At 67.0% G+C, this 26,044-nt stretch carries 23 protein-coding genes; 20 read left to right on the forward strand and 3 right to left on the reverse strand.

The annotated features are described in order from the left end of the window. Positions 1-219: 219 nt before the first annotated feature. Together ubiB and ubiE are read right to left on the reverse strand one after the other, a co-directional pair. The gene (ubiB, locus tag LCM32_RS08500) at positions 220-1,752 is read right to left on the reverse strand and encodes a 2-polyprenylphenol 6-hydroxylase (protein WP_224820625.1); all 1,533 of its coding nucleotides are present in this window, start codon (positions 1,750-1,752) and stop codon (positions 220-222) included. 4 nt (positions 1,753-1,756) lie between these two features. Beyond that, positions 1,757-2,500, reverse strand: a complete 744-nt coding sequence (ubiE, locus tag LCM32_RS08505; protein ID WP_224820626.1) for a bifunctional demethylmenaquinone methyltransferase/2-methoxy-6-polyprenyl-1,4-benzoquinol methylase UbiE — start codon at positions 2,498-2,500, stop codon at positions 1,757-1,759. A gap of 84 nt (positions 2,501-2,584) precedes the next feature. Between ubiE and mutM the strand changes: the two genes are divergently transcribed. The 20 genes from mutM to LCM32_RS08605 all read left to right on the forward strand — a co-directional run bounded on the left by mutM (position 2,585) and on the right by LCM32_RS08605 (position 24,535). Continuing rightward, positions 2,585-3,436: a bifunctional DNA-formamidopyrimidine glycosylase/DNA-(apurinic or apyrimidinic site) lyase gene (gene mutM / locus LCM32_RS08510; protein ID WP_224820627.1), complete on the forward strand. Its 852-nt coding sequence runs from the start codon at positions 2,585-2,587 to the stop codon at positions 3,434-3,436. Between the two features lie 64 nt (positions 3,437-3,500). Next, the gene (locus LCM32_RS08515) at positions 3,501-4,277 is read left to right on the forward strand and encodes an enoyl-CoA hydratase (protein WP_224820927.1); all 777 of its coding nucleotides are present in this window, start codon (positions 3,501-3,503) and stop codon (positions 4,275-4,277) included. Positions 4,278-4,415: 138 nt separating this feature from the next. Then, positions 4,416-5,816, forward strand: coding sequence for a dihydrolipoyl dehydrogenase (locus LCM32_RS08520; RefSeq protein ID WP_224820628.1), 1,401 nt, complete (start codon positions 4,416-4,418; stop codon positions 5,814-5,816). Positions 5,817-5,986: 170 nt separating this feature from the next. After that, positions 5,987-6,250, forward strand: a complete 264-nt coding sequence (gene rpsT / locus LCM32_RS08525; protein WP_224820629.1) for a 30S ribosomal protein S20 — start codon at positions 5,987-5,989, stop codon at positions 6,248-6,250. 519 nt (positions 6,251-6,769) lie between these two features. Then, positions 6,770-8,161, forward strand: coding sequence for a chromosomal replication initiator protein DnaA (dnaA, locus tag LCM32_RS08530; protein WP_224820630.1), 1,392 nt, complete (start codon positions 6,770-6,772; stop codon positions 8,159-8,161). Positions 8,162-8,368: 207 nt separating this feature from the next. Further along, complete coding sequence (dnaN, locus tag LCM32_RS08535) at positions 8,369-9,487, forward strand: DNA polymerase III subunit beta (RefSeq protein ID WP_222490935.1); 1,119 nt, start codon at positions 8,369-8,371, stop codon at positions 9,485-9,487. A gap of 89 nt (positions 9,488-9,576) precedes the next feature. After that, on the forward strand, positions 9,577-10,692 hold the full coding sequence (recF, locus tag LCM32_RS08540; RefSeq protein WP_224820631.1) for a DNA replication/repair protein RecF: 1,116 nt from the start codon (positions 9,577-9,579) through the stop codon (positions 10,690-10,692). 11 nt (positions 10,693-10,703) lie between these two features. Beyond that, entirely contained in the window at positions 10,704-11,168 is a 465-nt protein-coding gene (locus LCM32_RS08545; protein WP_224820928.1) for a VOC family protein, read from the forward strand. A gap of 3 nt (positions 11,169-11,171) precedes the next feature. Beyond that, a complete protein-coding gene (locus LCM32_RS08550; RefSeq protein WP_224820632.1) occupies positions 11,172-11,792 on the forward strand; it encodes a LysE family translocator in 621 nt (206 codons plus the stop codon). A gap of 90 nt (positions 11,793-11,882) precedes the next feature. After that, the gene (gene gyrB, locus LCM32_RS08555) at positions 11,883-14,300 is read left to right on the forward strand and encodes a DNA topoisomerase (ATP-hydrolyzing) subunit B (RefSeq protein ID WP_224820633.1); all 2,418 of its coding nucleotides are present in this window, start codon (positions 11,883-11,885) and stop codon (positions 14,298-14,300) included. 428 nt (positions 14,301-14,728) lie between these two features. Continuing rightward, complete coding sequence (locus LCM32_RS08560) at positions 14,729-15,481, forward strand: IclR family transcriptional regulator (RefSeq protein ID WP_224820634.1); 753 nt, start codon at positions 14,729-14,731, stop codon at positions 15,479-15,481. Positions 15,482-15,521: 40 nt separating this feature from the next. Next, positions 15,522-16,481 (forward strand): Bug family tripartite tricarboxylate transporter substrate binding protein, encoded by a 960-nt coding sequence (locus LCM32_RS08565; RefSeq protein WP_224820635.1) that lies wholly within the window; start codon positions 15,522-15,524, stop codon positions 16,479-16,481. 80 nt (positions 16,482-16,561) lie between these two features. After that, positions 16,562-17,005 carry a tripartite tricarboxylate transporter TctB family protein gene (locus LCM32_RS08570; protein WP_224820636.1) on the forward strand — a complete coding sequence of 148 codons (444 nt, stop codon included), beginning with the start codon at positions 16,562-16,564 and terminating at the stop codon, positions 17,003-17,005. Between the two features lie 15 nt (positions 17,006-17,020). Then, positions 17,021-18,535 carry a tripartite tricarboxylate transporter permease gene (locus LCM32_RS08575; RefSeq protein WP_224820637.1) on the forward strand — a complete coding sequence of 505 codons (1,515 nt, stop codon included), beginning with the start codon at positions 17,021-17,023 and terminating at the stop codon, positions 18,533-18,535. An 85-nt stretch (positions 18,536-18,620) separates the two neighbouring features. Beyond that, positions 18,621-19,868: a CaiB/BaiF CoA transferase family protein gene (locus tag LCM32_RS08580; RefSeq protein WP_224820638.1), complete on the forward strand. Its 1,248-nt coding sequence runs from the start codon at positions 18,621-18,623 to the stop codon at positions 19,866-19,868. Further along, complete coding sequence (locus LCM32_RS08585; RefSeq protein WP_224820639.1) at positions 19,865-20,701, forward strand: HpcH/HpaI aldolase/citrate lyase family protein; 837 nt, start codon at positions 19,865-19,867, stop codon at positions 20,699-20,701. Before LCM32_RS08580 ends, LCM32_RS08585 begins: the two co-directional genes overlap by 4 nt. Then, a complete protein-coding gene (locus LCM32_RS08590) occupies positions 20,698-21,510 on the forward strand; it encodes an amidohydrolase family protein (RefSeq protein ID WP_224820640.1) in 813 nt (270 codons plus the stop codon). The genes LCM32_RS08585 and LCM32_RS08590 overlap by 4 nt, the downstream gene beginning before the upstream one ends. Positions 21,511-21,539: 29 nt before the next feature. Continuing rightward, positions 21,540-22,520, forward strand: a complete 981-nt coding sequence (locus LCM32_RS08595) for a tripartite tricarboxylate transporter substrate binding protein (RefSeq protein WP_224820641.1) — start codon at positions 21,540-21,542, stop codon at positions 22,518-22,520. 61 nt (positions 22,521-22,581) lie between these two features. Continuing rightward, the gene (locus LCM32_RS08600) at positions 22,582-23,019 is read left to right on the forward strand and encodes a tripartite tricarboxylate transporter TctB family protein (RefSeq protein WP_224820642.1); all 438 of its coding nucleotides are present in this window, start codon (positions 22,582-22,584) and stop codon (positions 23,017-23,019) included. A gap of 4 nt (positions 23,020-23,023) precedes the next feature. Continuing rightward, complete coding sequence (locus LCM32_RS08605) at positions 23,024-24,535, forward strand: tripartite tricarboxylate transporter permease (RefSeq protein WP_224820643.1); 1,512 nt, start codon at positions 23,024-23,026, stop codon at positions 24,533-24,535. A 76-nt stretch (positions 24,536-24,611) separates the two neighbouring features. Here LCM32_RS08605 and LCM32_RS08610 read toward each other — a convergent pair whose 3' ends face one another. Further along, positions 24,612-26,036 (reverse strand): LysR family transcriptional regulator, encoded by a 1,425-nt coding sequence (locus LCM32_RS08610; RefSeq protein WP_224820644.1) that lies wholly within the window; start codon positions 26,034-26,036, stop codon positions 24,612-24,614. Between the last annotated feature and the right edge of the window lie 8 nt (positions 26,037-26,044).

Genomic DNA, 26,044 nt, shown 5'->3' on the forward strand with positions numbered 1-26,044 from the left:
CGTGAGCTGGGTCGTCTGGGCCTGCGCCGCGAGAGGTGCCGAAGCACCGACAACAGCGAGAACGGCAAGCAAATTGCGCGCGTTCAAAATGACTCTCCCCGAAAAGGACTTCTTTTTCGCGACACTAAGGAAGGCCGCAGTGCATTGATAGATGCGCGGTGCCGTCAGCGGCCTTTCGCCTGCCTGTGTCGCAAAAATGCGCCGATCAGCGGCAGTTGCCTAAAGAAGCTCCGCCCCGAGGACGACCAGCGCCGCGCCAAGCGCCATGCCGCTGACACCCGCTGCCAGAATTGCGCGTTTGCTGATGCGGCGGGGCGGGGTCTTGTCCGCGACCTGCTTCATCAACGCCTGTTCGACGAGGCCGGGCAGGCGCGGACCGAACCGCGCCATGACCTGCGCCGTCTGGGCAAGATCGCGCAGCACCGCCCGCGGGCCGAGGCTACGGGTGATGTAATCGGTGACCACCGGCTGGGCCACTTCCCAGATGTTGATTTGCGGGCTCAGCGAGCGGGCCACGCCCTCGACCACGACCATGGTGCGTTGCAGCAGGATCAGCTCGATCCGGGTCTCCATGCCGAAGCGCTCCGTCACCTCGAAGAGGTAGGACAGCAGTTTGCCCATGGAGATTTTGGTGGCGTCCATGCCGAAGATCGGTTCGCCCACGGCGCGCAGGGCGCGGGCGAATTCATCCACGTCCCGGTCGGCGGGCACGTAGCCGGCCTCGAAGTGCACCTCGGCGACGCGGCGGTAGTCGCGCTGGATGAAGCCATAGAGGATCTCGGCGTAGACCCGGCGGGTGTATTCGTCGATGTGCCCCATGATGCCGAAGTCATAGGCGATGATATCGCCGTTCGGCGCGACCTTCAGGTTGCCCTGATGCATGTCGCCATGGAAATAGCCGTCGCGCAGCGCGTGCTTTAGGAAGAGCTGAAGCACCCGTTCGCCAAGCGCCACGCGGTCATGGCCCGCGGCATCCAGCGCGTCGTTGTCCCCCAGCGGCAGGCCCTCGGCCCAGCCCATGGTCATGATGCGGCGGCCGCTCTCGTGCCATTTCACCTGCGGCAGGGTGAAGCCTTCGTCATGGGCGGTGTTGGAGGCGAACTGGTTCGCGCTCGCGCTTTCCAGCCGGAAGTCGAGCTCGCCCTGCACCACGCCGTCGAAATGCTTGATCACCTCCGACGGCCGCAGGCGGCGCGAGAAGGGGGCGAGGAATTCGATGATCGAGGCGGCGAAGTAGAAGGCGTCGATATCCTTGCGGAAGGCCCGCTCGATGCCCGGACGCAGGACCTTCACGGCCACTTCCTCGCCGGTTTCGACGAGGCGGGCACGGTGCACCTGCGCGATGGAGGCCGCGGCCACCGGGGCGCTGAACTCCGAGAAGACGTCCTCGATCGGCTGTTGCAGCTCGGCTTCGACCACCTTCTTGGCGGTCTCGATCGGGAAGGGGGGCAGCTTGTCCTGCAGGACGCGCAGCTGCTGCGCCATCTCGGGGCCCACCACGTCGGGGCGGGTCGAGAGGATCTGGCCGAACTTGATGTAGGCCGGCCCAAGCGCGGTGATCGCCCGGGTGACCGGCGGCATCGCCGGATCGCCCTTCAGGCCCAGCCACTGGAACGGCCAGCCCGCGATCCGGGCCGCGGTGCGCAGGATCGGCGGCGCATCCATGGCGTCCAGCACCTCGCCCATGGCACCGGTGCGTTCGAAGGTGGCGCCGGTGCGAACCAGCCGCCAGATGTTGTGCGGGCCGCGCATCCGCTCAGATCTTCCAGCCGGAGTGCAGGGCGGCGATGCCGAGGCTCAGGTTGCGGTACTTGGCGTTCTCGAACCCGGCGGCGCGCACCATGGAGAGGAAGGTCTCCTGATCCGGGAACTTGCGGATCGATTCCACGAGGTACTGGTAGCTGTCGCGGTCGTTCGCGATCATCTTGCCCATGGCGGGGATCACGTTGAAGGAATAGCGGTCGTAGGCCCATTGCATCGCCGGGTTCGGCAGCTGCGAGAACTCCAGCACCATCAGGCGGCCACCGGGTTTCAGCACGCGGAAGGCCTCGTTCAGGGCTTCCTGCGGACGGGTCACGTTCCGGATCCCGAAGGAGATCGTGTAGACGTCAAAGGTGTTGTCGTCGAAGGGCAGGTTCATGGCGTCGCCCACGACCCAGTCGAGGCTGTCGGCCATCTGGGCCGCCTCGGCGCGCTTGCGGCCTTCGACCAGCATCGGCTCGGTCAGGTCCAGAACGGTGGCATGGCCATGGCCCGCGCGGTCGAGGAAGCGGAAGGAGATGTCACCGGTGCCGCCCGCCACATCCAGCAGCTTCTGGCCGGGCCGGGGGGCCAGCCAGTCCATCATCGCGTCCTTCCAGATGCGGTGGATGCCGACGGACATGACATCGTTCATGACATCGTACTTGCTGGCAACGGAGCCGAACACGCCCTTGACGCGCCCTGCCTTCTCGCTTTCCGGAACGTCCTGGAAGCCGAAGTGAGTGGTTTTCTCGTTCATGCCCTTGCGCTTTCTGTGGCCTGCCCCTCCTTATAGGGCGCTGCGCCGCCGCTGCAATGCGACGCGACCCCGCGAGAGGACAAGATGCCGGAACTGCCAGAAGTCGAAACCGTCCGCCGCGGCCTTGCCCCCGTGATGGAGGGCGAGGTGATTTCCGAGGCGCTGGTGAACCGGCCCGACCTGCGGTGGCCCTTCCCCGAAGGCATGGCTGCGCGGCTCACGGGCCAGCGGGTGCTGGCCCTGCGGCGCCGGTCGAAATACATCCTTGCCGATCTGTCGGGCGGTGAGACGCTGTTGATCCACCTCGGCATGTCGGGGCGGATGCTGGTCTCGGGCGATCCGCTGGGGCGGTTCGTGCACGATCATCCGGCACCCGAGAAACACGATCACGTCGTGTTGAACATGGGCTCCGGCGCGCGGATCACCTTCAATGACCCGCGCCGTTTCGGCGCGATGGACCTGATGGAGACCGGCGCGGAGGCGGGGCACAAGCTGCTCTCGGGTCTCGGGCCCGAGCCGCTGGGAAACACCTTCGACGGGCCCTACCTGGCCGAGCGTCTGGCCGGGCGGCGCACGCCGATCAAGGCGGCGCTGCTGGATCAGCGCGTGGTGGCGGGCCTTGGCAACATCTATGTCTGTGAAGCCTTGTTCCGTGGCGGAATTCACCCCGCACGCCTATGCAAAAGGATAGGTCGGGCGCGGATCGAGGCGCTGGTGCCGATCATCCGTCAGGTGCTGGAAGAGGCCATCGCGGCGGGCGGCTCCTCGCTCAAGGATTTCCGTCAAGCCGATGGGGAACTTGGATATTTCCAGCACAATTTCGATGTCTACGGCCGCGAGGGTCTGCCCTGCCGAACGCCGGATTGCGGGGCGGTCGTGGCTCGAATCGTGCAGTCTGGGCGGTCGTCCTTCTACTGCCCGCAATGCCAAAGATAGCTTGAAACACAGTCCGAACCTGCTAGGGAATCGTGCCTAGCCGTAACGGATGAGAGCTGAATTCATGGCCTATGAGACGATCATCGTCGAAATAGAAGACCACGTCGCACTGGTAAAACTGAACCGGCCGGACGCGATGAACGCGCTGAACGATGTTCTGCTTGGCGAACTGGCGGACTTCCTGACCTCGATCAGGACCAACGACAAGGTGCGCTGCGTCGTGCTGACGGGGGCGGAGAAGTACTTTGCCGCCGGCGCCGACATCAAGATGATGTCCGAGAAGAGCTTCACCGATGTCTTCGTGGGCGATCTCTTCGCCGCCGAAGCCGATGCCATCTGCCGCACCCGCAAGCCGATCATCGCCGCTGTCTCGGGCTATGCCCTCGGCGGGGGATGCGAGCTGGCGATGATGTGCGACTTCATCATTGCCGCCGACAACGCCAAGTTCGGCCAGCCCGAGATCAACCTCGGCGTCATTCCCGGCATCGGGGGCACCCAGCGTCTGACTCGCGCCGTGGGCAAGGCCAAGGCGATGGACATGATCCTGACCGGCCGCTTCATGGATGCCGAAGAGGCAGAACGCTCGGGCCTCGTGAGCCGGGTCGTGCCGCTCAAGCAGCTGAAGGACGAAGCGATGGCCGCCGCGGCCAAGATCGCCGAGAAGAGCATGATCAGCGTCGTGGCCGCCAAGGAGGCCGTGAACCGTGCCGACGAGGCGACCCTCTCCGAGGGTCTGCTGTTCGAACGCCGCCTGTTCAACGCGCTGTTCTCGACCGAGGACCAGAAGGAAGGCATGTCCGCCTTCATGGAAAAGCGCGAGCCGCAGTTCCGCGACCGCTGAGCGGGTGCAGGATGCGAGATCGAGGCCGCCTTCGGGCGGCCTTTTTCGTTTCCGGGCCCGGGGCAGGTGGCTGCCCCGGGGGTGACGTGGCGCCAAATCGGCATAGGTCACGGGCAACCCTGCTGGAAAGGAACTGCCATGCAGCATGACTGCGACGTCGCCGTGATCGGCGCCGGAACCGCTGGCCTGAGCGCGGAAAGCCACGCCCGCAAGCACGGCGCCCGGACTCTGCTGATCGACCCCGACTTCAAGGGCACCACCTGCGCCCACGACGGTTGCATGCCGTCCAAGCTGCTGATCGCGGCAGCGGATGCCGCGCATGGTGCCCGGTCCGCCGGTTTTCTGGGCATCCATGCAGAGCCGCGTATCGACGGGCCTGCCGTTCTGGCCCGGGTGCGGCGGCTGCGGGACGATTTCGCCGGGGGCGTGCGCAAGAGCATCGCCCGCCTGCCCGAGGGCGTGACGCTGAAGGGGCGGGCGGCCTTTGCCGGGCCGGGGGAGCTGGTGCTCGACACCGGGGACCGGGTGACGGCGCGGGCCGTCGTCATCGCCACCGGCTCTGCCCCCTTCGTGCCGCCGCCCTACCGCGTGGCGGGGGACCGTCTGCTGACCAACGAAAACGTCTTCGAGCTCGAGGACCTGCCCGAGAGCCTCGGCGTGATCGGCGCGGGGATCATCGGGCTGGAGCTGGCGCAGGCCTTTGCCCGTCTGGGTGTGCGGGTCGCGGTCTTTGACGCGGCAACGGCCTATGCCGGGCTCCCCGATGCGACAGGTTCGGTGCTGCGGGAGGCGCTGGAGCGGGAATTCCCTCTTCATATGGGCGTGAAGCCCGAGGTGACATTGGAGGCCTCCGGCGTGCGACTCGCCTGGGAGGGACGCAGCGACATCTTCGACAAGATTCTCGTCGCCACCGGGCGGCCGCCGAATCTGAAGGGGCTGGACCTCGAAAAGGCGGGTGTGGCGGTGAGCAGCAAGGGGGTGCCGCTCTTCGATCCCGACACGTTGCAGTGCGGAGATTCGCCGATTTTCATCGCGGGAGATGCAAATGGGGCACGGCCCCTGCTGCATGAGGCCTCTGCCGAGGGAACGATCGCCGGGCGCAATGCAGCGCTCTATCCGGAGGTCGCGTCCCGGAGGCAGAAGGTGGCGCTGGCGGTGACCTTCACCCGTCCCGATTGCGCCACGGTGGGGGCATTGCCCGAGGACGGAGACCCCGACATCGTCACCGGAACGGTGGATTACGCCGATCAGGGGCGCGCCCGCACCATGGGAGAAGCCCATGGTTTGTTGAGGATTCATGCCCGCCGCACCGATGGGCGCCTGACCGGCGCGGACCTCGTGGCGCCGGGAGGCGAGCATCTGGCCCACCTGCTGGCCTGGGCCATCGAATGCGGCATGTCGGCGGGTCAGGTGCTGGAGATGCCCTTCTATCACCCGACGCTGGAGGAAGGCCTGCGCAGCGCCCTGCGGGACGTCTGCCGGCAGCTGAGCGAGCCCGCGCCATGGCATCGCAGCACCCTGCGCGATCCCGGGGATTGAGAGGCGATTGACGTAGGCCGCGGGATGGTGCAAACCCCGCCTGCAACCGCCGGGGGCGCATATCTGCGCATTTCGGCAAGAAACACTGGCCGTATGTGTTGACTCACTGACGAGTCGGCCCTAAAGACGCGGCTTCAGATTACACCGAACCCTAAAGGGGACGAACGTCCATGGCAAATTCGCCTCAGTCCAAGAAACGCGCCCGCCAGGCCGACCGTCGTCTGGCAGTGAACAAGGCGCGCCGTTCGCGGATCCGCACCTTCCTGCGTAAAGTGGAAGAGGCGATCTCGTCCGGCGACAAAAACGCGGCACAAAACGCCCTGCAGGCAGCTCAGCCCGAGCTGATGCGCGGCGTCACCAAAGGTGTGTTCCACAAGAACACCGCAGCACGGAAAATGTCGCGTCTTTCGGCGCGCGTTAAGGCCATCGCCTGATCCGGCTAAGCCGTTGAGTTAGAAAGGCACCGCTTCGGCGGTGCCTTTTTTCGTTGGTGTGGCGGTTTTGTGCGGGCCGGAGATTCTTTTCACACCGGTGTGAGTCAAGCGCGTTGTTGCGGTTGCCCACCTCCCGCGCCGGTTGCTAACTTCGACTTGCGATTCCGGTCGCCTTGGGGGGGCATGACAGACCTTTACAGGTCATAACCATCGAAACGACCAGCCTACGTTGGGTGTCTTGGGCTGGGACAATCGAGTCATGTCCGATGAGCGTGCCAAGGCGATGCAATCAGAGGGCGAGCTGCCAAGCTGTTGAGTACCTCTGACTGCATCGTCGAACAGGCTACCACATTTGCCTGCTGATCCCGTGGGGGGATGCGCAGGTCACTGTCACCGCGCCTTGCTGCTGCTTGGCGTGATGGGTGTGGTTTTCGTTCTGAAATCCTGAGGTAGCCCCGGTCGTGCCCGAACCGGCAGCGGGCGTTTGTATCCGCCGGACAATAAACGCTTGGGGGCAAAATGACGAAAGAACAATGGGGCGAAGTCAAGCTGAAGCTGCGTGACTCCGTCGGGCAAAACAACTTTCTGAACTGGATCGAGCCGCTGGAACTGGCCGCCACCCGCGATGGTGTGGCCGTGATCAGTGCGCCGACCTCGTTCGCAGGCAACTATGTTTCGCGCAACTTCGGTGACAAGATCTTGGGTGAGATCTCCGCCTGCAACGCGTCGATTCGTCGGGTCGAATTCACCGTGATCGCGGCCAATACCTCGGCGAAGCCGGTCGAGGCTGCGGCCTCTGCCGCCGCGCCTGCTGCTGCGGCGCCCGTTGCGGCCCCCGCGGCGATCGCATCGGAGAGTAGAGAAGACCTGTTGCCGCCGGCCCCGCTGGATCCGCGGTTCACCTTCGACAGTTTCGTGGTCGGCAAGCCGAACGAACTGGCCCATGCCGCCGCGCGCCGCGTGGCCGAAGGCGGCCCGGTGACGTTCAACCCGCTGTTCCTCTATGGCGGCGTCGGCCTCGGTAAAACCCACCTGATGCACGCCATCGCCTGGGAGCTGCGCAGCTCGAACCCGCAGCTGAACGTGGTCTACCTTTCGGCAGAGCAGTTCATGTACCGCTTCGTGCAGGCCCTGCGCGAACGCAAGATGATGGACTTCAAGTCGCTGTTCCGCTCGGTCGATGTGCTGATGGTGGATGACGTCCAGTTCATCGCCGGCAAGGACAGCACGCAGGAAGAATTCTTCCACACGTTCAACGCGCTGGTCGATCAGCACAAGCAGATCATCATCTCTGCCGACCGCGCCCCGGGCGAGATCAAGGACCTCGAGGACCGCATCAAGTCGCGGCTTCAGTGCGGCCTCGTCGTGGACCTGCACCCGACGGACTATGAACTGCGTCTTGGCATCCTGCAGTCCAAGGCCGAGAGCTTCCGCAAGCAGTATCCGGGCCTTGCCATTGCGCCCGGCGTGCTGGAATTCCTCGCGCATCGCATCAGCACCAACGTCCGTGTGCTGGAAGGCGCGCTGACCCGTCTCTTCGCCTTCGCCTCGCTGGTGGGCCGCGAGATCACCATGGACCTGACGCAGGACTGCCTCGCCGACGTTCTGCGCGCCTCCGAGCGCAAGATCACCGTCGAGGAAATCCAGCGCCGCGTGGCCGAGCATTACAACATCCGTCTCAGCGACATGATCGGCCCCAAGCGGGTGCGCAACTTCGCCCGCCCGCGCCAGATCGCCATGTACCTGTCCAAGCACCTGACCTCGCGCTCGCTGCCCGAGATCGGGCGCCGGTTCGGCGGTCGCGACCATACCACCGTGATGCACGGTGTGCGCCGCATTGAGGAACTGAAGGCACAGGACGGGCAGGTCGCGGAAGACCTTGAAATGCTGCGCCGCGCGCTGGAGGCCTGACGTCCCGAGCGCCCGGCGCGAACCCGGGTCCCCCCGAATTTCTGCAATCGCGACCGTCAGGCGCCCGGCCCATGTGCCGAGCGCCTTGACGCTGTCCCCGATCCGGCGGAAAAGTGGAAAAAACGCTTGTGGCGCATCGGGAAACGGGTACCTTGCCCATCCCGGGGCGTGCCGCGCAGCCCCATGGCGATGGGACAGGAGTAAGTGATGAAACTCAGTATCGAACGTGCAGCACTGCTCAAGGCCGTCGCCCAGGCCAATTCGGTTGTTGAGCGACGCAACGCGATCCCGATCCTTGCCAACGTGCTGATCGAGGCCGAGGGCGACACGGTGCAGTTCCGCGCCACTGACCTCGACATCGAGGTGGTCGACCGGGCGCCTGCCATGGTCGAACGCGCGGGGGCCACGACGGTCAGCGCCGTGACCCTGCACGAGATCGTCCGCAAGCTGCCGGACGGCGCCATGGTCACCCTGACCGATGACAGCGCCGCAGGCCGCCTGACCGTTGCCGCGGGCCGGTCGCACTTCAACCTCGCCACGCTGCCGAAGGAAGACTTCCCGGTGATGGCGTCCTCGGAATACACCTCGAACTTCTCGGCCAATGCGGCCGTGCTGCGCCGTCTTTTCGACAAGTCGAAGTTCGCGATCTCCACCGAGGAGACGCGTTACTACCTGAACGGCGTCTACATGCACATCGCCGAGAGCGAAGAGGGCCGCGTCCTGCGCTGCGTCGCCACCGATGGCCACCGCCTCGCCCGGATCGACGCCGCCCTGCCCGAAGGGGCCGAGGACATGCCCGGCGTGATCGTGCCGCGCAAGACCGTGGGCGAGCTGCGCAAGCTGCTGGATGACGACGAGATGGCGATCGCCGTCTCGGTGAGTGAGACCAAGGTCCGCTTTGCCACGCCGAACATCACGCTGACCTCCAAGGTCATCGACGGGACCTTCCCGGATTACACCCGCGTCATTCCCCACGGCAACACGCGCCGGATGGAAGTGGATGCCAGCGATTTCGCCCGCGCGGTGGACCGCGTGGCGACCGTCTCCTCCGAGCGGTCGCGCGCCGTGAAGCTGGCGCTGGACGAGGACCGGCTGATCCTCTCGGTCAATGCGCCCGACAGCGGCGCGGCCGAGGAAGAACTGGCCGTGGCCTATGGCGACGAGCGGCTGGAAATCGGCTTCAACGCGAAATACCTGCTGGAGATCGCCAGCCAGGTGGACCGCGAGAACGCCGTCTTCCTGTTCAACTCCTCCGGCGATCCGACGCTGATGCGCGAGGGCAACGATACCTCGGCGGTCTATGTCGTCATGCCGATGCGGGTGTGACGTCTCACGGTGACGGGCGACTTGCCAGTCTCGCCGCTGCGCGGCGGCCTCCGGCGGGGATATTTCTTGCAAGAAAATGAGGGCGCGGCATGGAACGCCTCTGCCTGACGCAGCTCAGGCTGTCGCATTTCCGGTCGCACCGCGTCGGGAGCATTGCCTGCGACGGGCGGCCGGTGGCGATCTACGGGCCCAATGGTGCGGGCAAGACCTCGGTGCTGGAGGCGGTCTCGCTCTTCTCGCCGGGGCGCGGTCTGCGCCGGGCGAGCGCCGAGGAGATGGCGCGGCGGCCCGAATCCCTCGGCTGGAAGCTGACCGGCGTGATGCAGTCGCTGCGGCAGGTGCACGAAGTCGAGATCTGGGCCGAGGGCGGGGCCGCCCGGCAGCTGCGGCTGGATGGCAAGGCGGCGGCGCAGGGCGCACTTGGGCGCGTGGCGCGGCTGCTCTGGCTGGTGCCTTCCATGGATCGGCTCTGGATCGAGGGCGCCGAGGGGCGGCGGCGGTTCCTGGACCGCATGACGCTTTCGTTCTTTCCCGGACATGGCGATGCCTCGCTGGCCTATGAGAAGGCCATGCGCGAGCGCAACCGCCTGCTCAAGGACATGGTCCGCGACGGCCATTGGTATGCCGCGCTGGAGGGCCAGATGGCCGAGGCGGGCGCCATGGTGGATGCCAACCGGCGCGCAGCGCTGGCCCGGCTGGCCGAGGCCGCGCAGGGGGCCGAGACGGCCTTTCCCCAGCCTGAGCTGACCCTGGTGCAGTCCGATGGCGAGATGCCGGAGGACGCGGAGGCACTGCGCGCGGCGCTGGCGGCGGGGCGCGCCCGGGATCTGGCCGCCGGGCGTACGCTGGTGGGGCCGCACAGGACGGATATGGAGGCCCATTGGGCCGCAAAGGGGATCGCGGCCAAGGACGCCTCCACCGGCGAGCAGAAGGCCCTGCTGATCTCGCTGATCCTCGCCAATGCCCGGGCGTTGGCGCAGGAGATCGGCGCAGCGCCGATCCTGCTGCTGGACGAGGTGGCGGCGCATCTGGACGCGGGCCGCCGCGCCGCGCTCTACGACGAGATCTGCGCCCTTGGCGCGCAGGCCTGGATGACCGGGACGGGGCCGGAACTCTTCACCGATCTGGGCGACCGCGCACAGTACCTTGAAGTGACCGAGGAGAGCGGCGAAAGTCGCATCAGGGCGGAGGAGGCCCCCACATGAGCGAGAGCAGATTGCCCGTGCAGCGCGTGACGCTGATCACCCTCGGCGTGGCCGATCTGGCGCGGTCGCGCGCCTTCTATGCCGATCTCGGCTGGCAGCCGGTCGCGGCGCAGGAGGGCGTCTGCTTCTACCAGATGGACGGCATGGGGCTGGGGCTCTTCGGGCGTGAGGCGCTGGCCGAGGATCAGGGCCGCGCGGGCACGCGGCTCGAGACGGGCGCGATCACGCTGGCGCAGAATTTCTCGGACCGGCACGGGGTGGACGCGGCTTATGCCGCCGCCATGACCGCCGGGGCGGAGCCGCTGAAGGCGCCGGAGGAGGTCTTCTGGGGCGGATACTCGGGCTATTACGCCGATCCCGACGGCCATGTCTGGGAGGTGGCGCACAACCCCTTCTGGCCGCTGGACGGGCAGGGGCGGCTGACGATCCCTTCGGACGGCGGTGCCCCGGACGAGTCCATGGAAGAGGACAGCTGAGCCATGACGCTGACAGGATGGGAGCTGGCCTTCTACGCGGGGGCCATGGTGGTGATGTTCTTCACCCCCGGGCCGGTCTGGCTGGCGCTGATGGCGCGGGCGCTGTCGGGCGGGTTCCGCGCGGCCTGGCCGGTGGCGCTTGGGGTCTGCCTCGGCGATGCGCTCTGGCCCTTCCTCGCGATCATCGGGGTGACCTGGGTCGTCTCGGTCTTCTCGGGCTTCCTGATGGTGCTGCGGCTGATCGGGGCGGCGATGTTCCTGACCATGGGCGTGCTGCTGATCCGCAATGCCGACCGGCAGATCGCCGCGGACAGCCGCCTCACACGCCCCGGCATGTGGGCGGGCTTTGCCGCCGGGATCATGGTGATCCTCGGCAATCCCAAGGCGATCCTCTTCTACATGGGTGTACTGCCGGGCTTCTTCGACCTGACGCAGGTGACGGCGACGGACATTGCCGCGATCGTCGCGATTTCGGTCCTCGTGCCCTTCGTGGGCAACCTCGTGCTGGCGCTTTTCGTGGACCGGATGCGCCGCCTTCTGCAGTCCGGTACGGCGCTGCGGCGGACCAATATCGCGGCTGGTGCGATGATGATTCTGGTGGGCGCGATCCTGCCCTTCGTCTGAGGGGGCAGACCCCCTAAATCTTGTGTCATCCGCGTGACATTCCCCCCGTCGAACGCTATAAATCGGGGAGGAATTCAAGGAGCTCCCCGCATGGCCGAACCCGAAAAGGTCGAACCCCAGTACGACGCCGATTCCATCAAGGTTCTCAAGGGCCTGGATGCGGTCCGGAAACGTCCGGGCATGTATATCGGCGACACCGATGACGGGTCGGGTCTGCACCACATGATCTACGAGGCCGTGGACAACGGCATCGATGAGGCGCTGGCCGGTCACGCGGACTTCGTGCGGGTCAAGATCCACGCCGACAACTCGGTCTCGGTGCGCGACAACGGGCGCGGGATTCCGGTGAACATCCACCCCGAGGAAGGCGTCTCGGCGGCGGAGGTCATCATGACCCAGCTGCACGCGGGCGGGAAGTTCGACCAGAACTCCTACAAGGTCTCGGGCGGTCTGCACGGCGTTGGGATCTCGGTCGTGAACGCCCTGTCGGACTGGCTGGAACTGCGCATCTGGCGCGACGGCAAGGCGCATTACGTGCGCTTCGAACATTCGAAGACCGTGGCCCCGCTGGAAGTGACCGGCGATTCCGAGGGCGAGAAGGGCACCGAGGTGCGCTTCCTCTCCTCGACCTCGACCTTCTCGAACCTGAACTACGATTACGCCACGCTGGAGAAGCGCCTGCGCGAGCTGGCCTTCCTGAACTCCGGCGTGCGCATCGTGCTGGAAGACGAGCGTCCCGCGGAACCGCTGCGGACCGAGCTCTTCTACGAGGGCGGCGTGAAGGAATTCGTGAAATACCTCGACCGCTCCAAGCAGCCGATGATCCCCGAGCCGATCTTCATGACCGGCGAGCGGGACGGTATCGGCGTCGAGGTGGCGATGTGGTGGAACGACAGCTACCATGAGAACGTGCTGCCCTTCACCAACAACATTCCCCAGCGGGACGGCGGCACGCACATGGCGGGCTTCCGTGGCGCGCTGACCCGGACGCTGACGAAATACGCGCAGGAAAGCGGCATCGCCAAGAAAGAGAAGGTGAGCTTCACCGGCGACGACGCCCGCGAGGGTCTGACCTGCGTCCTCTCGGTCAAGGTGCCGGATCCCAAGTTCTCCTCCCAGACCAAGGACAAGCTGGTCTCCTCCGAGGTGCGGCCTGCGGTCGAGAACCTCGTGAACGAGAAGCTGACCGAGTGGTTCGAGGAGCACCCGAACGAAGGCAAGATGATCGTCTCGAAGATCGTCGAGGCGGCACTGGCCCGCGAGGCGGCCCGCAAGGCGCGCGAACTGACCCGGCGCAAGACGGCGATGGACGTGAACTATCTCGCCGGCAAGCTGAAGGACTGCTCCGAGAAGGACCCGTCCAAGACCGAGATTTTCCTCGTCGAGGGTGACTCCGCAGGCGGCTCGGCCCAGACCGGCCGGGACCGGCGGACGCAGGCGGTTCTGCCGCTGCGCGGTAAGATCCTCAACGTCGAGCGCGCGCGCTTCGACCGGATGCTGTCGTCGCAGGAGATCGGGAACCTCGTCATGGCCTTCGGTACCGGCATCGGCCGGGACGAGTTCGACATCAAGAAGCTGCGCTACCACAAGATCGTCATCATGACCGATGCGGACGTCGACGGCGCCCACATCCGGACCCTGCTGCTGACCTTCTTCTATCGCCAGATGCCCGAGCTGATCGAGGGCGGCTTCCTCTACATCGCGCAGCCGCCGCTCTACAAGGTCGCGCGCGGCAAGTCCGAGGTCTACCTCAAGGATCAGGCCTCGCTGGAGGATTACCTGATCCAGCAGGGCACCGACGGCGCGGTCCTGCGTCTCGGCACCGGCGAGGAGATCGTGGGGCAGGACCTCATCCGCGTGGTGGAAGAGGCGCGTTCGGTGAAGCGCATCCTCGAGGCCTTCCCGACCCATTACCCGCGCCACATCCTCGAACAGGCGGCCATCGCGGGCGCCTTCGAGCAGGGCGTGCTGGACAATGACATCCAGGGCACCGCCGCCCGCGTGGCCGAGCGGCTTAACCTGATCGCGCTGGAATACGAGCGCGGCTGGGAGGGGCGTCAGACTCAGGACAAGGGCATCCGGATGAATCGCACCGTGCGCGGTGTGGAAGAGGTCCGCACCCTTGACGGCAACGCGCTGCGGTCCGGCGAGGCGCGGCGTCTGGGGCAGATGACCCTGACGCTCCGCGACACCTACACCCGGCCCGCCAAGCTCGTCCGCAAGGAGCGTGTGCAGAACATCTATGGCCCGCTCGACCTGCTGACGGCGATCCTGTCTGAGGGCGAGAAGGGCCTGCAACTGCAGCGCTACAAGGGTCTGGGCGAGATGAACCCGGAACAGCTGTGGGAGACCACGCTGGACCCCGAGGCGCGCACCCTGCTGCAGGTCCGGGTCGAGGACATGGCCGAGGCCGACGACCTCTTCACCAAGCTGATGGGCGACGTGGTGGAGCCGCGCCGCGAGTTCATCCAGCAGAACGCCTTGAACGTCGAAAACCTCGACTTCTGAGGGGCTTAGAGAGCTGAAATTGAGACGGCGCACGTGAAAACGTGCGCCGTTTTCACGTCTGTATAGGGTCGCTGTGCGACCGGCGCGGTCATACTGTTCATCGCGCAGGCGGCGGCCCGACGCACCGCTGACCTGACATAACGCGTGCCGCCGTCCGGTCCGGTCGCGCCCCAGAATGCGGCGTAGACAAAGGACCCGCCGCGCGGAGCTCGAGCCCGTTTTCCCTCCCCGCCATCCCGACCGTCCGGCGCCAAGCCGCGGTCCCCGGCCGTCACCGCCAACTCCCCGCTCCAGACGCCGCCGGATGGCGTGCGCCTTGTCATTGCAAACGGTCAACTGCGCCCGCTTGACGCAGCTGTCGCTCTCGGGTACTAAGTTTTAAATATTGAACGCGTTCAGTATACTGAACGTACCATTTGGAGGAGTGGATGAGTTCAGGACGTGGATCGGAACGTGTGCTGATCTTGCTGGAATGGCTGGCCGGGCAGACCCGTGCCGTCACGCTGGCAGAGGCGAGCGCCGCGCTTGAAGCGCCGAAATCAAGCGTGCTGAACCTGCTCCGGATGCTTGTCGACATGGGCTATGCCGAGCGCGAGGGCGACACCGCCTATCGCCTCGTCCGTCTGCCCGGCGAGGTGGCGGCCGGTCACGTGCTTCAGGGCACGCTGCTGCGCCGGTGCGAGCCCGCCGTGCGCGCCGCCGTCGCGGCCTCCAAGGAGACCGGGTTTATCGCCGTCGTCGATGGCGCCTATGTCCGCTACCTCTGCAAGATCCTGCCTGACCGCGAAATCCGCTATGACCGCAACATCGAGATCCCGCGCCGCACGGTGCAGGTGAGCAGCGGTGTCGCGATCCTGACCGGGCTGAGCGATGCGGCGCTGGCCGACGAGGCCGCACGGGCCGAGGCCGAAGGTCTGGGCGCGGCGCAGGCGCTGGTGGAGCGCGTGCAGGAGGCGCGCGCGGCAGGCTATGCCGTCACCCGGCGCGGTGTCGTTGAAGGGGCCGCGGGCGTGGCCGCCCCGATCCTCGACGCCAAGGGCAAGGTCGTCGGCGCCCTGAACATCGCGGGCCCTGCCGCCCGGCTGGCAGAGAACCTCGACCAGATCATCGACATCGTGCGCTCGGGCGCGGCGGAAGCCTCCGCCGCCCTTGGCTGGCGCGGTGCCCCACTTGGCGCGTGACCGCGCCGCGAACACACTCAATATGGAGGAGATTGTGAAAATGACGTTTCTGAGCAAGGCCGCAGGTATCGCGGCCGTCAGCCTGGCCCTGGTGGGCGCACCGGCGCTGGCAGAGGGCTTCCCCGACCGCCCGATGGAATTCGTGGCGGGCTATGGCCCGGGCGGCGGCCACGACACCATGCTGCGCACCATGGCGCGGCTGATGGAGCAGGAAAACATCGTCGACGTGCCGATCAACGTCGTGAACAAGGAAGGCGGCAGCTCTGCCGTGGCGATGGGCTATCTCAACGCGCGCAAGGAAAGCCCCTATTACCTGATGTCGATCACCTCGTCGCATATCGCGACGCCGCTGACCTCGAACATCGGCCTGAACTACGCCGACTTCACCCCCATCGCACGGATCGGGATCGACCCGGAGCTGCTGGTGGTGAACACCGCCAAGGGCTACGAAAGCCTTGCGGACCTGAAGGCCGAGGGCCGGATGCTGAACGTTGGCGGCACCGCCACCGGCAGCATCGAGCATATCGTGACCATGCAGCTGGCCGAGAAGACCGGCATGGAGCTGAACTTCATCCCCTTCCAGGGCGACGGTGAAGTGGTGACCGCGCTGCTGTCGAACCAGATCGACTTTGCCATCACCAACCCGGGCCCGGTCAGCGATTACCTCTCGAGCGACAAGTTCAAGGCGCTGGCCATCAGCACCGAGGAACGGATCGACAGCCTGCCCGACGTTCCGACCTTCTCGGAGCAGGGCGCCGACATCAAGATCTCGCTCTTCCGTGGCCTGACCGCCGCGCCGGGCATCTCGGACGAAGAGCGCGACGCGCTGATCGCCATGGTGACCAAGCTGTTCGAGACCGAAGCCTGGCAGAAAGAGTACATCGAGCCCAACGCCGTGGTGCCGCTGGTCGTGACCGGCCAGGAGTTCACCGACTACCTGGCTGAGACCGAGGCCGTCTATCGCGAGACGCTCGGCGATCTCGGCATGCTCGGCAACTGACGACAGGCGCGCGCCGCCCCACCGGCGGCGCGCCCGACGCACGTCCTTCCCTCAATCGACTTTCCAAGCCGGAGACTGCCATGCGGGCTTCCGAACTGCTCCTTATTGCCGGAACGGCCGTCTTCGCGGTGGTCCTCGGCGTCCAGAGCACCGACTTCCAGTATTTCTCGAAACAGGGGTTCGGCCCCGGTTTCGTCCCGATGAACTTCGCCATCCTCGCGCTGCTGCTGGCGGCCTACCTCCTGATCAAGGCGCGGCTGAAGGCCGAGGGCCCCTTCCTGCCGGAGAAGATCTCTGAACGGCTCAAGGCTGCAGGCCCCGCGATCATCGCCGCCGCGCTGCTGTTCGGCGCCACCGCACTGATGCACTTCGGTTCGGTCCTCGCTCCGCTCTACGCGGTGATGGTGGTGATCTCGCTCGCCTTCCTCGGCCACAGCCTCGTGCGGGCGCTGGTCCTCAATGCCGTCACCCTCGCGGCGATCTACGGGATCTTCAGCCTCTGGCTGAACATCCCCGTCGTCTGATCGGAGACCCCTGACATGGACGCACTCAGCAACCTCATGATGGGCTTCGGCGAGATCCTCACGCCCTTCAACATCGCCATCATCTTTGCCGCCGGCCTCATCGGCACCGTCGTGGGCGCACTGCCCGGCCTCGGGCCGTCGGCGGGCATCGCCCTGATGCTGCCGCTGACCTTCGGCATGCCCGAGGCCTCGGGACTCTGCCTTCTGACCGGTGTCTACATGGGCACCATGTACGGCGGGCGGATCACCTCGATCCTGATCAACGCGCCCGGCGACGCGCCCGCGATCATCACGGCGCTCGAGGGCTACCCGATGATGCAGCAGGGCCGGGGCGCCATGGCCCTCGGAATCTCGGCCTTCTCGTCGTTCATCGGCGGCCTCTTCGGCCTGCTGGTGCTGATCTTTGCCGCGCCGATCATCGCCTCCTATGCGATCTACCTCGGGCCGCCGGAATACTTCCTGCTGATGGCCACGGGCCTTGGCACCGTGATGCTGCTGGCCGGGGACCAGATCGCCAAGGCGTTCCTCGTGACCTGCCTCGGCGTGCTGGTCAGCACGTTCGGCAGCGACTACGTCTCGGGGCAGATCCGCTTTGCCTTCGTGCCCGAACTGATCGAGGGCATCGACTTCGTCGCGATCATCATCGGCCTCTACGGTCTGGGCGAGGTGTTCTACAACCTCGAGAAGCGGGTGAAGCTGAACCTCGGCAAACCCGGCTTCCGGATGAAGGAATTCATCCCCGGCAAGGCAGAGCTGAGCGAGGCCGCCGCGCCGACCCTGCGCGGCTCGCTTCTCGGCACGCTCATCGGGATCGTTCCGGGCGCAGGCGCCACTGTGGCGACCTTCCTCGACTACGCGCTGGAAAAGCGTCTGTCGAAGAAGCCCGAAACCTTCGGCACCGGCAATATCGCGGGTCTGGCGGGGCCTGAAGCCACCAACAACGCGGCCGTCCCCGGTTCGCTCATCCCGCTGATCACGCTGGGCATTCCGGGCTCGGGCGGGACGGCGATCATGCTGGGCGCGCTGATCATGTTCGGCATGCGGCCCGGTCCGCTCTTGATGACCACATCGGGCGATATCGTCTGGGCGATGATCGCGGGCCTCGTGCTGGCGAACGTCTTCCTGCTGGCCTCCAACGTGCTGCTGATCCCGGTCTTCGTGAACCTGCTGCGCGCGGTGCAGGGCAACCTCGCCAACGTGGTGATTGCGCTCTGCGTCGTGGGGGCCTTCTCGCTCGCCTACAGCCCGTTCAACATCTGGATCATGCTGATCTTCGGTGTCGTGGGCTACCTGTTCAAGAAGAACGATTATCCCACCGGGCCGTTCATCCTGGCCGTCGTCCTCGCCCCGCTGGCAGAGAACTACTTCCGCCAGTCGATCATGCTGGGGCAGGGCAGCGCGGGCATCTTCCTCGACCGGCCGATCTCGCTGACCATCCTGATCGTGATGGCGCTGATCGTCGTCCTGTCGGTCGTCAGCCAGATCCGCAAATCGCGCAAGATGCGCCTCGCCGCCGCGGAAGGCGAATGATGCGGCCCGCCTGCACAACCAAATGCCCCTCTCCGCGCCAGCGGGGAAGGGCCCATCCGACATCCCAGAAACGGAGAGCAAGACAATGACCGAACAGCACTGGCACACCCGGGACTTCGACGCAGAGGCGACGGGCCCAATGACCGGGGTGCGCGTTCTGGACCTGTCGCGCCTCGTGGCCGGGAACATGTGCTCGCTCCAGCTGGCCGATTTCGGTGCCGACGTGGTCAAGGTCGAACCCCAGCCCATGGGCGACCCGCTGCGCGCATGGAAGCAGAAGGGGCAGAGCTCCTTCTGGAAGACCTATGGCCGCAACAAGCGTTCCATCGCGCTTGACTTCCGGGCCGAGGGCGGGCTCGAGGTGCTGGAACGGCTGATGGCGCAGTCCGACATCATGATCGAAAGCTTCCGCCCCGGCACGATGGAGAAGATGGGCCTTGGCCCCGACGTGCTGGCGCAGCGTTTCCCGCGCCTGATCCTGCTGCGGGTCTCGGGCTTTGGCCAGACCGGACCCTATTCGCCGCGTCCCGGCTTCGGCACGCTGGTCGAGGGCATGTCGGGCTTTGCCCACCGCAACGGCGAGGCGGGGGGCGATCCGCTGCTGCCGCCGCTGGCGCTGGCCGACATGATCGCGGGGCTCTACGGCTCCAACGCGCTGATGATGGCGCTGCGCTCGCGCGAGCAGACGGGCCGCGGGCAGGTCGTGGACCTGTCGCTGCTGGAGGCCATGGTCTCCGTCCTCGGGCCCGAGCCGCTGGACTACCGCCTCACGGGCACGCCCAAGCCGCGCGTCGGCAACGGCTCCAACACCTCCAGCCCGCGCAATGTCTACCGCAGCAAGGACGACCATTTCATCGCTGTCTCCGCCTCGGTCCAGAACGCGGCGACGCGGATGTTCAACACCATCGGCCGTCCCGACATGAACACCGATCCGCGTTTTGCCACCAACGAGGAGCGCATCAAGCGCCGCGAGGAAGTCGACGCCATCGTCGGCGGCTGGATGGCCGAACGCACCCGCGACGAACTGCTGGAAATCTTCGAACGCGACGGGATCACCGCCGCGCCGCTCTACTCCGTCGCTGACATCGTCGAGGACCCGCATTTCATCGAGCGCGAAGTCTTCGTCGAGGTGCCCGATGAAGATCTCGACCACGTTCCGATGCACAGCCCGCTGCCGCGTCTCTCGGCCACGCCGGGCACGCTGCGGCGCCCTGCGCCTGCGTATGGTGAGCATGGCCGCGCGATCCTCTCCGAAGCCGGCTACGGCGCGGAGGAGATCGACAGCATGGTGGCCTCCGGCCTGATCGCCCTGCCCGAGGAGGTCGCGGCATGAGGTTGCGCTCGCTGCTCTACGTCCCCGCCAATGCCGAACGCTTCGTGGCCAAGGCCCATGAACGCGGCACCGATGCGGTGATCCTCGATCTTGAGGACGCGGTCGAGGAGGGCTCCAAGGACGCCGCCCGCGCGGCCCTTGCAACCGCCGTGCCGCATGTGGCCCGGAACGGGACCAAGGCCTATGTCCGGGTGAACACCGGCCCGCGCATGGGCGAGGACGCCCGCGCGGCGCTGGCCGCCGGGGCCGACGGGATCATGCTGCCCAAGGCCGAGACGGCCGCCTCCGTCGACGCGCTGCTGGCCGAACTGGGCGCCGCAGACGATGGCAGTACCGAGATCCTCGCCATCATCGAAGACGCGGCGGGCCTGATGGACGCACGCCAAGTGGCGGCGCATCCGCGGGTCGTGGCGCTTGCGCTCGGGGCGGAGGATTTTGCGACCTCGACCGGCGGCCAGCCGATCCCCGAGGTGCTGCGCCTGCCCAAGCTGATGGTGCATTACGCCGCCAAGGCGGAGGGCAAGCTCTCGCTCGGAATGCTGCGCTCTGTCGCGGATTTCAACGATGCCGAGGGGCTGGTGGCCGCCGCCGAGGAGGCCGCGCGTTTCGGCTTCGACGGGGCGAGCTGCATCCACCCCAAGGTCGTCGCGGTGCTGAACGCGGCCTTCTCGCCCTCCGAGGCGGCGCTGACCCGCGCCCGCCGGATCGTGGAGGCCGCCGAAGCCGAGGCCGCGAAGGGCACCGGTGCCTTCATGCTGGATGGCGAATTCGTCGACCTGCCGGTGCTGAACCGGGCGAAGGCCGTGCTGGCCAAGGCGGGGGTGACTGCATGAAGGCCTGCGACAGTCACCTGCACGTCTACGACGCCCGTTTCGCGCCCGCGCCGGGCGCGACGGTGCCGTCCGGCCTGACGCTGGACGACTACCTCGCCGTGCGCGGGGCCTACGGGACGGAGCGTGCGGTGCTGGTGCAGGCCAAGGTGTTCGGCATCGACAACGCCTGCCTCGTGGAGGCGCTGCAACGCCTCGGGGCGGACGGCCGCGGCATTGCCGTGGTCGATCCCGCGATCTCCGATGCCGAGCTGGAAGCGCTCCATACCGCCGGGGTGCGGGGGCTGCGCTTCTCGCTCTGGAACCCGTCGAACGCCGTGGCCCGGCCTGACGATATTGCCACGATGGCGGCGCGCGTCGCGCCCTTCGGGTGGCATCTGCAACTGCATATGCACGCCGATCAGACCGCCGCCTCGGCCGATCTCCTCATGGGGCTCGCCTGCCCGATGGTCTTTGACCACATGGGCCGCCTGCCGTCGGGCAGCACGCCGCAGGATCATCCGGCCTTCGACCTGATCGCGGGGCTGGCCCGCGACGGGCGCGCCTGGGTCAAGTTGTCGGGCCCCTACCTGAACCGGCGCGAAGGCGCCGCGGGGGCAGGGGACACGCTGGCCATCGCCCGGTCCTGGGTCGGCGCGATCCCGGACCGTCTGGTCTGGGGCTCCGACTGGCCGCACATCACCGAACAGCCGGCCCCGCCGGCCCCCGCGTCGATCGCCGCCACGCTGACAGACTGGTGTGACGGGGACGCCGCCCTCATCGACCACATCGCGCGGCAGACGCCCGCGCGGCTCTACGATTTCGAACCCTGACATTTCACAGCACATTGGAGGAGGACCCCATGCTGAAACTCACCCGCCGCACCCTCATGGCCACCGTGGCCGCCACCGTCGCCCTTGCTGGCGCCGCGCAGGCCGCCGACTGGCCGGGCCGCAAGATCACGCTGATCGTGCCCTATTCCGCAGGCGGCTCGGCCGACCGCGTGGCGCGCAACATCGCGCCCTTCCTCGAGAAGGAACTGGGCACCTCCATCGTGGTGGAAAACCGCCCCGGTGCCTCCAGCCAGATCGGCACCTCGATGTTCCTGGCCAAGCCCGCGGATGCGAACACGCTGCTGCTGAACGCACAGCCCTATTTCAGCGCCTCGATCGCGCTGCAGAACGCGCCCTATACCGTGGATGACCTCGAGGTGCTGAACGTCCACAACGTCGGCAACATCTCGATCACCGTGAAGTCGGACAGCCCCTACCAGACCTTCGCCGACATGAACGACGCCATCAAGGCGAACCCCGGCGAGGTCTCCATCGGGACCGTGCGCGGCGGGGCCTCGCACATGCTGACGCTGCTGCTGGCGGACAAGCTGGGCTGGGATGCGCGCATCGTGACCTATGACAGCGGCGCGCCGGTGCGGACTGCCGTGCTGGGCGGGCAGATCGATAGCTCGACCAATGGCGCGGTCTCGGATGCGGCGATGAAGCCCGAGGTCCGCTCGCTGGCGATCTCGACCTCGACCGGCATCTCGGCCTTCCCGGACGCGCCCTACATCAACGACGTGCTGAAGGACTATGGCGTCGACGTGCCCGAGATCGGCGATGTCCGCTTCCTCGCCGTCAAGGCCGGCACCAAGGAGGCCCACCCCGACCGGTTCCAGAAGCTGCTCGATGCCTACGAGGCGGTGATGGCCAACCCCGAGTATCAGGCGATCCTGCAGGAGCAGGGTGCGGCGGAAGAGACCGCCTTCCGCGGGCCGGAAGAGAGCACCAAGATCGTCAAGGACATGGATGCCCTGATGCAAACCTACAAGTCGGCCTTCGGCGGCTGACCCCTGTCCCCGCGGTCCATCCGGGACCGCGGGGATGACACGACGAGGCAGGAGAGTTTTCATGGAAAGAGAAAGACGCGGCAGCGCGCTGATCGTGCCGGTGCTGATGCTGGCCTTCGCTTGCGCCTATGGCTGGAGCAACCGGCATGTGCCGCCCGGTGACATGCATTTTGCATGGCCGCTGACCATCGGCCTGGGCGTGCTGTCGCTGGTGCTGATCGGATCGGTCCTGCTGGCGCGGCTTCCCGTGGGCCCCGCGCTGACGCCCGCGCGGCTGAAGCGCCCGGTGCTGCTCTTCCTGTGCACGCTGATCCTGCTGGGCTTCGCCGGGTATGACTTCCCGCTCGCCACCACGGCCTTCCTGCTGCTGGCGATCCCGCTCATGGGCTACCGCCGCTGGGTCGCGGTGATCCCGGTCGCCGTGGTGCTGCCGGTGCTGCTCTACTGGGGCTTCACGGCGCTTGGCGTGCCGCTGGCCTCCTTCTGGCTGGAGGGCTGATCGGATGGACGTGCTGATTTCTGCCATCACCCCGCTCGCGGATGTCTGGGTGATCCTCTACATGCTGCTGGGCCTTCTGGCGGGCGTGCTCTTCGGTGCGATCCCCGGGCTGAACGCGGGCATCGGCATCGCGCTGATGCTGCCCGTCACCTACACGATGGACCCGCTGACCTCGCTCGTGTTCCTGACGTCGATCTACACCGGCGGTGTCTTCGGCGGGGCGATCACCGCGATCCTGATCAACGCGCCGGGCTCGCCCTCGGCGGTGGCCACCACGCTCGACGGCTACCCGATGGCGGTGAAGGGGCAGGCGAACGAGGCATTGGGCCTGTCGCTGGGCGCTTCGGCCACCGGCGGCCTGCTGGGGATGATCTTCCTCTGCGTGATCATCCAGCCGCTGGCCGCCTTCGCGCTGAAGTTCGGCCCGGCCGAGACCTTCCTGCTGGTGATCTTTGCCCTGACCTCCATCGCGTCGCTGTCCGAGGGCAGTTTCCTCAAGGGGATCGTGGCGGGGCTCTTCGGCCTGCTGCTGGGGACCATCGGCTTCTCGGCCTCCGGCTCCATGCGGTTCACCTTCGGCCAGACCTACCTGATGGACGGGATGCCGATCATCCCCGCGCTCATCGGGTTCCTTGCCCTGTCCGAGCTCTTCTCGCGGCTCGAGGAGGACGACGTCGAACTGCCGAGCGCCGGTCGGCTGAACTTCGGCAAGATCGTGAAGGGCATGCTCATGGTGCCGCGCCGGATCTGGGCCGTGCTGCGCTCCTCCGTCATCGGCATCTTCATCGGGGCCATCCCCGGCGTCGGCGCGACCGTCGGCAGCCTGATCTCCTACGAGACTGCCCGCCGCTCCAGCCGCACGCCCGAGAAGTTCGGCCGCGGCGAGCCGGACGGGATCATCGCGGCGGAATCGGCCAACAACGCCTCCGAAGGCGGGGCCATGGCAACCATGCTGGCGCTTGGTATTCCCGGCGGCGCGGCGACGGCGATCCTCATCGGGGCGTTGACGATCCAGGGCATCGTTCCGGGGCCGCGGCTGGTCTATGAACATCAGGACGTGATCTTCGGCCTGCTGGCGGCCGAGATGCTGGAACAGATCCTGCTGCTGGCCGTAGGCTTCGTAGTGGCGGCGGCCTTCCTGCGGGTGATCTACACGCCCTACGCGGTGCTCGTGCCGGTGGTGCTGGCCATGTGCTACATCGGGGCCTTCTCGGTCCGGAACGCGGGCTTTGACGCGATGCTGCTGATCGGCTGCGGCGCCCTCGGCTGGCTGATGAAGCGCGAGGGCTACCCGGTCGTGGCCGTGGTCATCGGGCTGATGCTGGGCAAGACGGCGGACGCGGAGCTGATCCGTATCTTCCAGCTCTACGGCGGCGATTTCACCGTCTTCTTCAAGAGCCCGATCTGCCTCGTGCTGATCCTCGCCACGATCCTCAGCCTCGCGGCCCCGATCTGGGCGGCCTATACCAAGCGCCGCTACAGCGGGCCCGACCTGAAGGGCGACACCGGGGCGTAACCCGCCACGCGTGACACGGAAAAACGCCGCGTCCTGTTCGGGCGCGGCGTTTTGCGTTCGGCGTGGAGTGGTTGGCCTATCCGCCCTTGCGGATCAGCTTCACCGACCGGCGCCGCCCGGACCAGAGCGCGGCGGCCTGCGCCCTGGCATCCTCGACAGACAGCGCGGGATCGAGGGCGCGCAGCGCGACAACCGCTGTCTCCAGCACGATCGGCACGCGCTCCGGCTCATCGACATCGCCGTCCCAGACCGCCTGCCAGTATTCCAGCCGGTTCAGGTCCTGCTTTGGCCGCGTGACGGCACGCAGGGGTTTCGGCCCGGTGACCTCCTCATTGCCCGCCTCGCCGTCGTGCAGGAGGAAGAGGCCCTGCGTGGTCTCGGGCAGCACCTGCGCCACGTCTCGCAGCCCGTTCAGGACGACGGCCTGCCGCCAGCCCAGACGGCGCATCACGTCGCGTTGCAGGCCGGGGCGGCCGATCTGCCGCTGGCCCAGAAGGCTGACCCTTGCGCCCAGCGGATTGAGCAGGGCCAGCACGAATTGCGCGGGCGTCGGCATCTGGACGTAGCGGTAAAGGTCGCGCAGCGCGGCCACGGAGGGGGCGAAGTCCTCCACCGCGAGAAACCGCAGGCGTTCGCGCTCCAAGGCACCCTGATCGAGGCCGGCATGTTGCAGCGCCTTGGGCACCAGCCCGTCGGCGCGGCCATGCAGCGCGACGCTGTAGCCCGCCCGCGCCACGAGGCGTGCGGCCAGCAGGAACCACGGGGCGCCTTGCATCCGGGGGCTCAGGTAGGCCGGCCAGTCGAGGTCCGTCGTGCCGCTGCCCGGCGCGGGTGCGCCGAAGGTGTCGCGGGCGGCACGCACGAAGCCCGCCAGTTCCGCCTCTGTCGCGCCCCGGCCCTGCAGTGCGATCATCAGCGCCCCCAACTGGACCGGATGGCCATCTTTGCGCAGCAGGATGGCAAAGGCATCCTCGGCCTCTTCCTCGGTCATCGGGCGGGTGCGTCCTGCGCCGTTGCCGGTCATCGCGATGTAGCCCGCCAGCCGCCGGGCACCCTCGGGCGAGTTGCTGGCATTGGCCAGCCGCCGGGCCAGCATGGCGGCATCGGGTCCGCCGCCCTGCGGGGGCGCCTCGTCCAGCGACAGGGGCGGGTGCCGGTCAAGCGGCCCCGGCGCCGGGGCCGCGGGCAGCGGCGCGGCAACGGGCTCGGACGACGGCGGGGCCAGCAGCGCGTTCGCCTCCGAGATCACGGCCCGCAGGCGCAGGCGCAGGTCCTCGGCAAAGGCCGTGGGGATCATGCCGCTGCCCGTACGCTCGAACAGCGGGTCGCCGTAATGGGCGCGCAGCTGTTTCAGCATCCGGCTCATCGCGGGGCTGCTCAGCCCCATGCGCGCCGCCGCACGGCCCACGCTGCCCTCCACGAGGAGCGCGTCGAGCGCCACGAGCAGGCGGAAGTGCGCAGGATCGGCGAGGGGGGTCCGAAGCGGGGAAGGGTCGGCCATGAGGGGTA

Source organism: Pseudooceanicola nanhaiensis (assembly GCF_020171315.1).
In the GTDB taxonomy this organism is placed as follows: Bacteria; Pseudomonadota; Alphaproteobacteria; order Rhodobacterales; family Rhodobacteraceae; genus Pseudooceanicola; species Pseudooceanicola nanhaiensis_A.

Excerpts from the sequence above, each read along its gene's own strand:
- ubiE (WP_224820626.1), bottom strand. The coding sequence starts at position 2,500 with ATGAACGAGAAAACCACTCACTTCGGCTTCCAGGACGTTCCGGAAAGC.
- LCM32_RS08580 (WP_224820638.1), top strand. The coding sequence starts at position 18,621 with ATGACCGAACAGCACTGGCACACCCGGGACTTCGACGCAGAGGCGACG.
- LCM32_RS08550 (WP_224820632.1), top strand. The coding sequence starts at position 11,172 with ATGACGCTGACAGGATGGGAGCTGGCCTTCTACGCGGGGGCCATGGTG.
- LCM32_RS08585 (WP_224820639.1), top strand. The coding sequence starts at position 19,865 with ATGAGGTTGCGCTCGCTGCTCTACGTCCCCGCCAATGCCGAACGCTTC.
- recF (WP_224820631.1), top strand. The coding sequence starts at position 9,577 with ATGGAACGCCTCTGCCTGACGCAGCTCAGGCTGTCGCATTTCCGGTCG.
- LCM32_RS08565 (WP_224820635.1), top strand. The coding sequence starts at position 15,522 with ATGACGTTTCTGAGCAAGGCCGCAGGTATCGCGGCCGTCAGCCTGGCC.
- LCM32_RS08575 (WP_224820637.1), top strand. The coding sequence starts at position 17,021 with ATGGACGCACTCAGCAACCTCATGATGGGCTTCGGCGAGATCCTCACG.
- rpsT (WP_224820629.1), top strand. The coding sequence starts at position 5,987 with ATGGCAAATTCGCCTCAGTCCAAGAAACGCGCCCGCCAGGCCGACCGT.
- dnaN (WP_222490935.1), top strand. The coding sequence starts at position 8,369 with ATGAAACTCAGTATCGAACGTGCAGCACTGCTCAAGGCCGTCGCCCAG.
- LCM32_RS08590 (WP_224820640.1), top strand. The coding sequence starts at position 20,698 with ATGAAGGCCTGCGACAGTCACCTGCACGTCTACGACGCCCGTTTCGCG.
- ubiB (WP_224820625.1), bottom strand. The coding sequence starts at position 1,752 with ATGCGCGGCCCGCACAACATCTGGCGGCTGGTTCGCACCGGCGCCACC.
- LCM32_RS08560 (WP_224820634.1), top strand. The coding sequence starts at position 14,729 with ATGAGTTCAGGACGTGGATCGGAACGTGTGCTGATCTTGCTGGAATGG.
- LCM32_RS08610 (WP_224820644.1), bottom strand. The coding sequence starts at position 26,036 with ATGGCCGACCCTTCCCCGCTTCGGACCCCCCTCGCCGATCCTGCGCAC.
- mutM (WP_224820627.1), top strand. The coding sequence starts at position 2,585 with ATGCCGGAACTGCCAGAAGTCGAAACCGTCCGCCGCGGCCTTGCCCCC.
- LCM32_RS08520 (WP_224820628.1), top strand. The coding sequence starts at position 4,416 with ATGCAGCATGACTGCGACGTCGCCGTGATCGGCGCCGGAACCGCTGGC.
- LCM32_RS08570 (WP_224820636.1), top strand. The coding sequence starts at position 16,562 with ATGCGGGCTTCCGAACTGCTCCTTATTGCCGGAACGGCCGTCTTCGCG.
- dnaA (WP_224820630.1), top strand. The coding sequence starts at position 6,770 with ATGACGAAAGAACAATGGGGCGAAGTCAAGCTGAAGCTGCGTGACTCC.
- LCM32_RS08600 (WP_224820642.1), top strand. The coding sequence starts at position 22,582 with ATGGAAAGAGAAAGACGCGGCAGCGCGCTGATCGTGCCGGTGCTGATG.
- LCM32_RS08605 (WP_224820643.1), top strand. The coding sequence starts at position 23,024 with ATGGACGTGCTGATTTCTGCCATCACCCCGCTCGCGGATGTCTGGGTG.
- gyrB (WP_224820633.1), top strand. The coding sequence starts at position 11,883 with ATGGCCGAACCCGAAAAGGTCGAACCCCAGTACGACGCCGATTCCATC.
- LCM32_RS08595 (WP_224820641.1), top strand. The coding sequence starts at position 21,540 with ATGCTGAAACTCACCCGCCGCACCCTCATGGCCACCGTGGCCGCCACC.
- LCM32_RS08515 (WP_224820927.1), top strand. The coding sequence starts at position 3,501 with ATGGCCTATGAGACGATCATCGTCGAAATAGAAGACCACGTCGCACTG.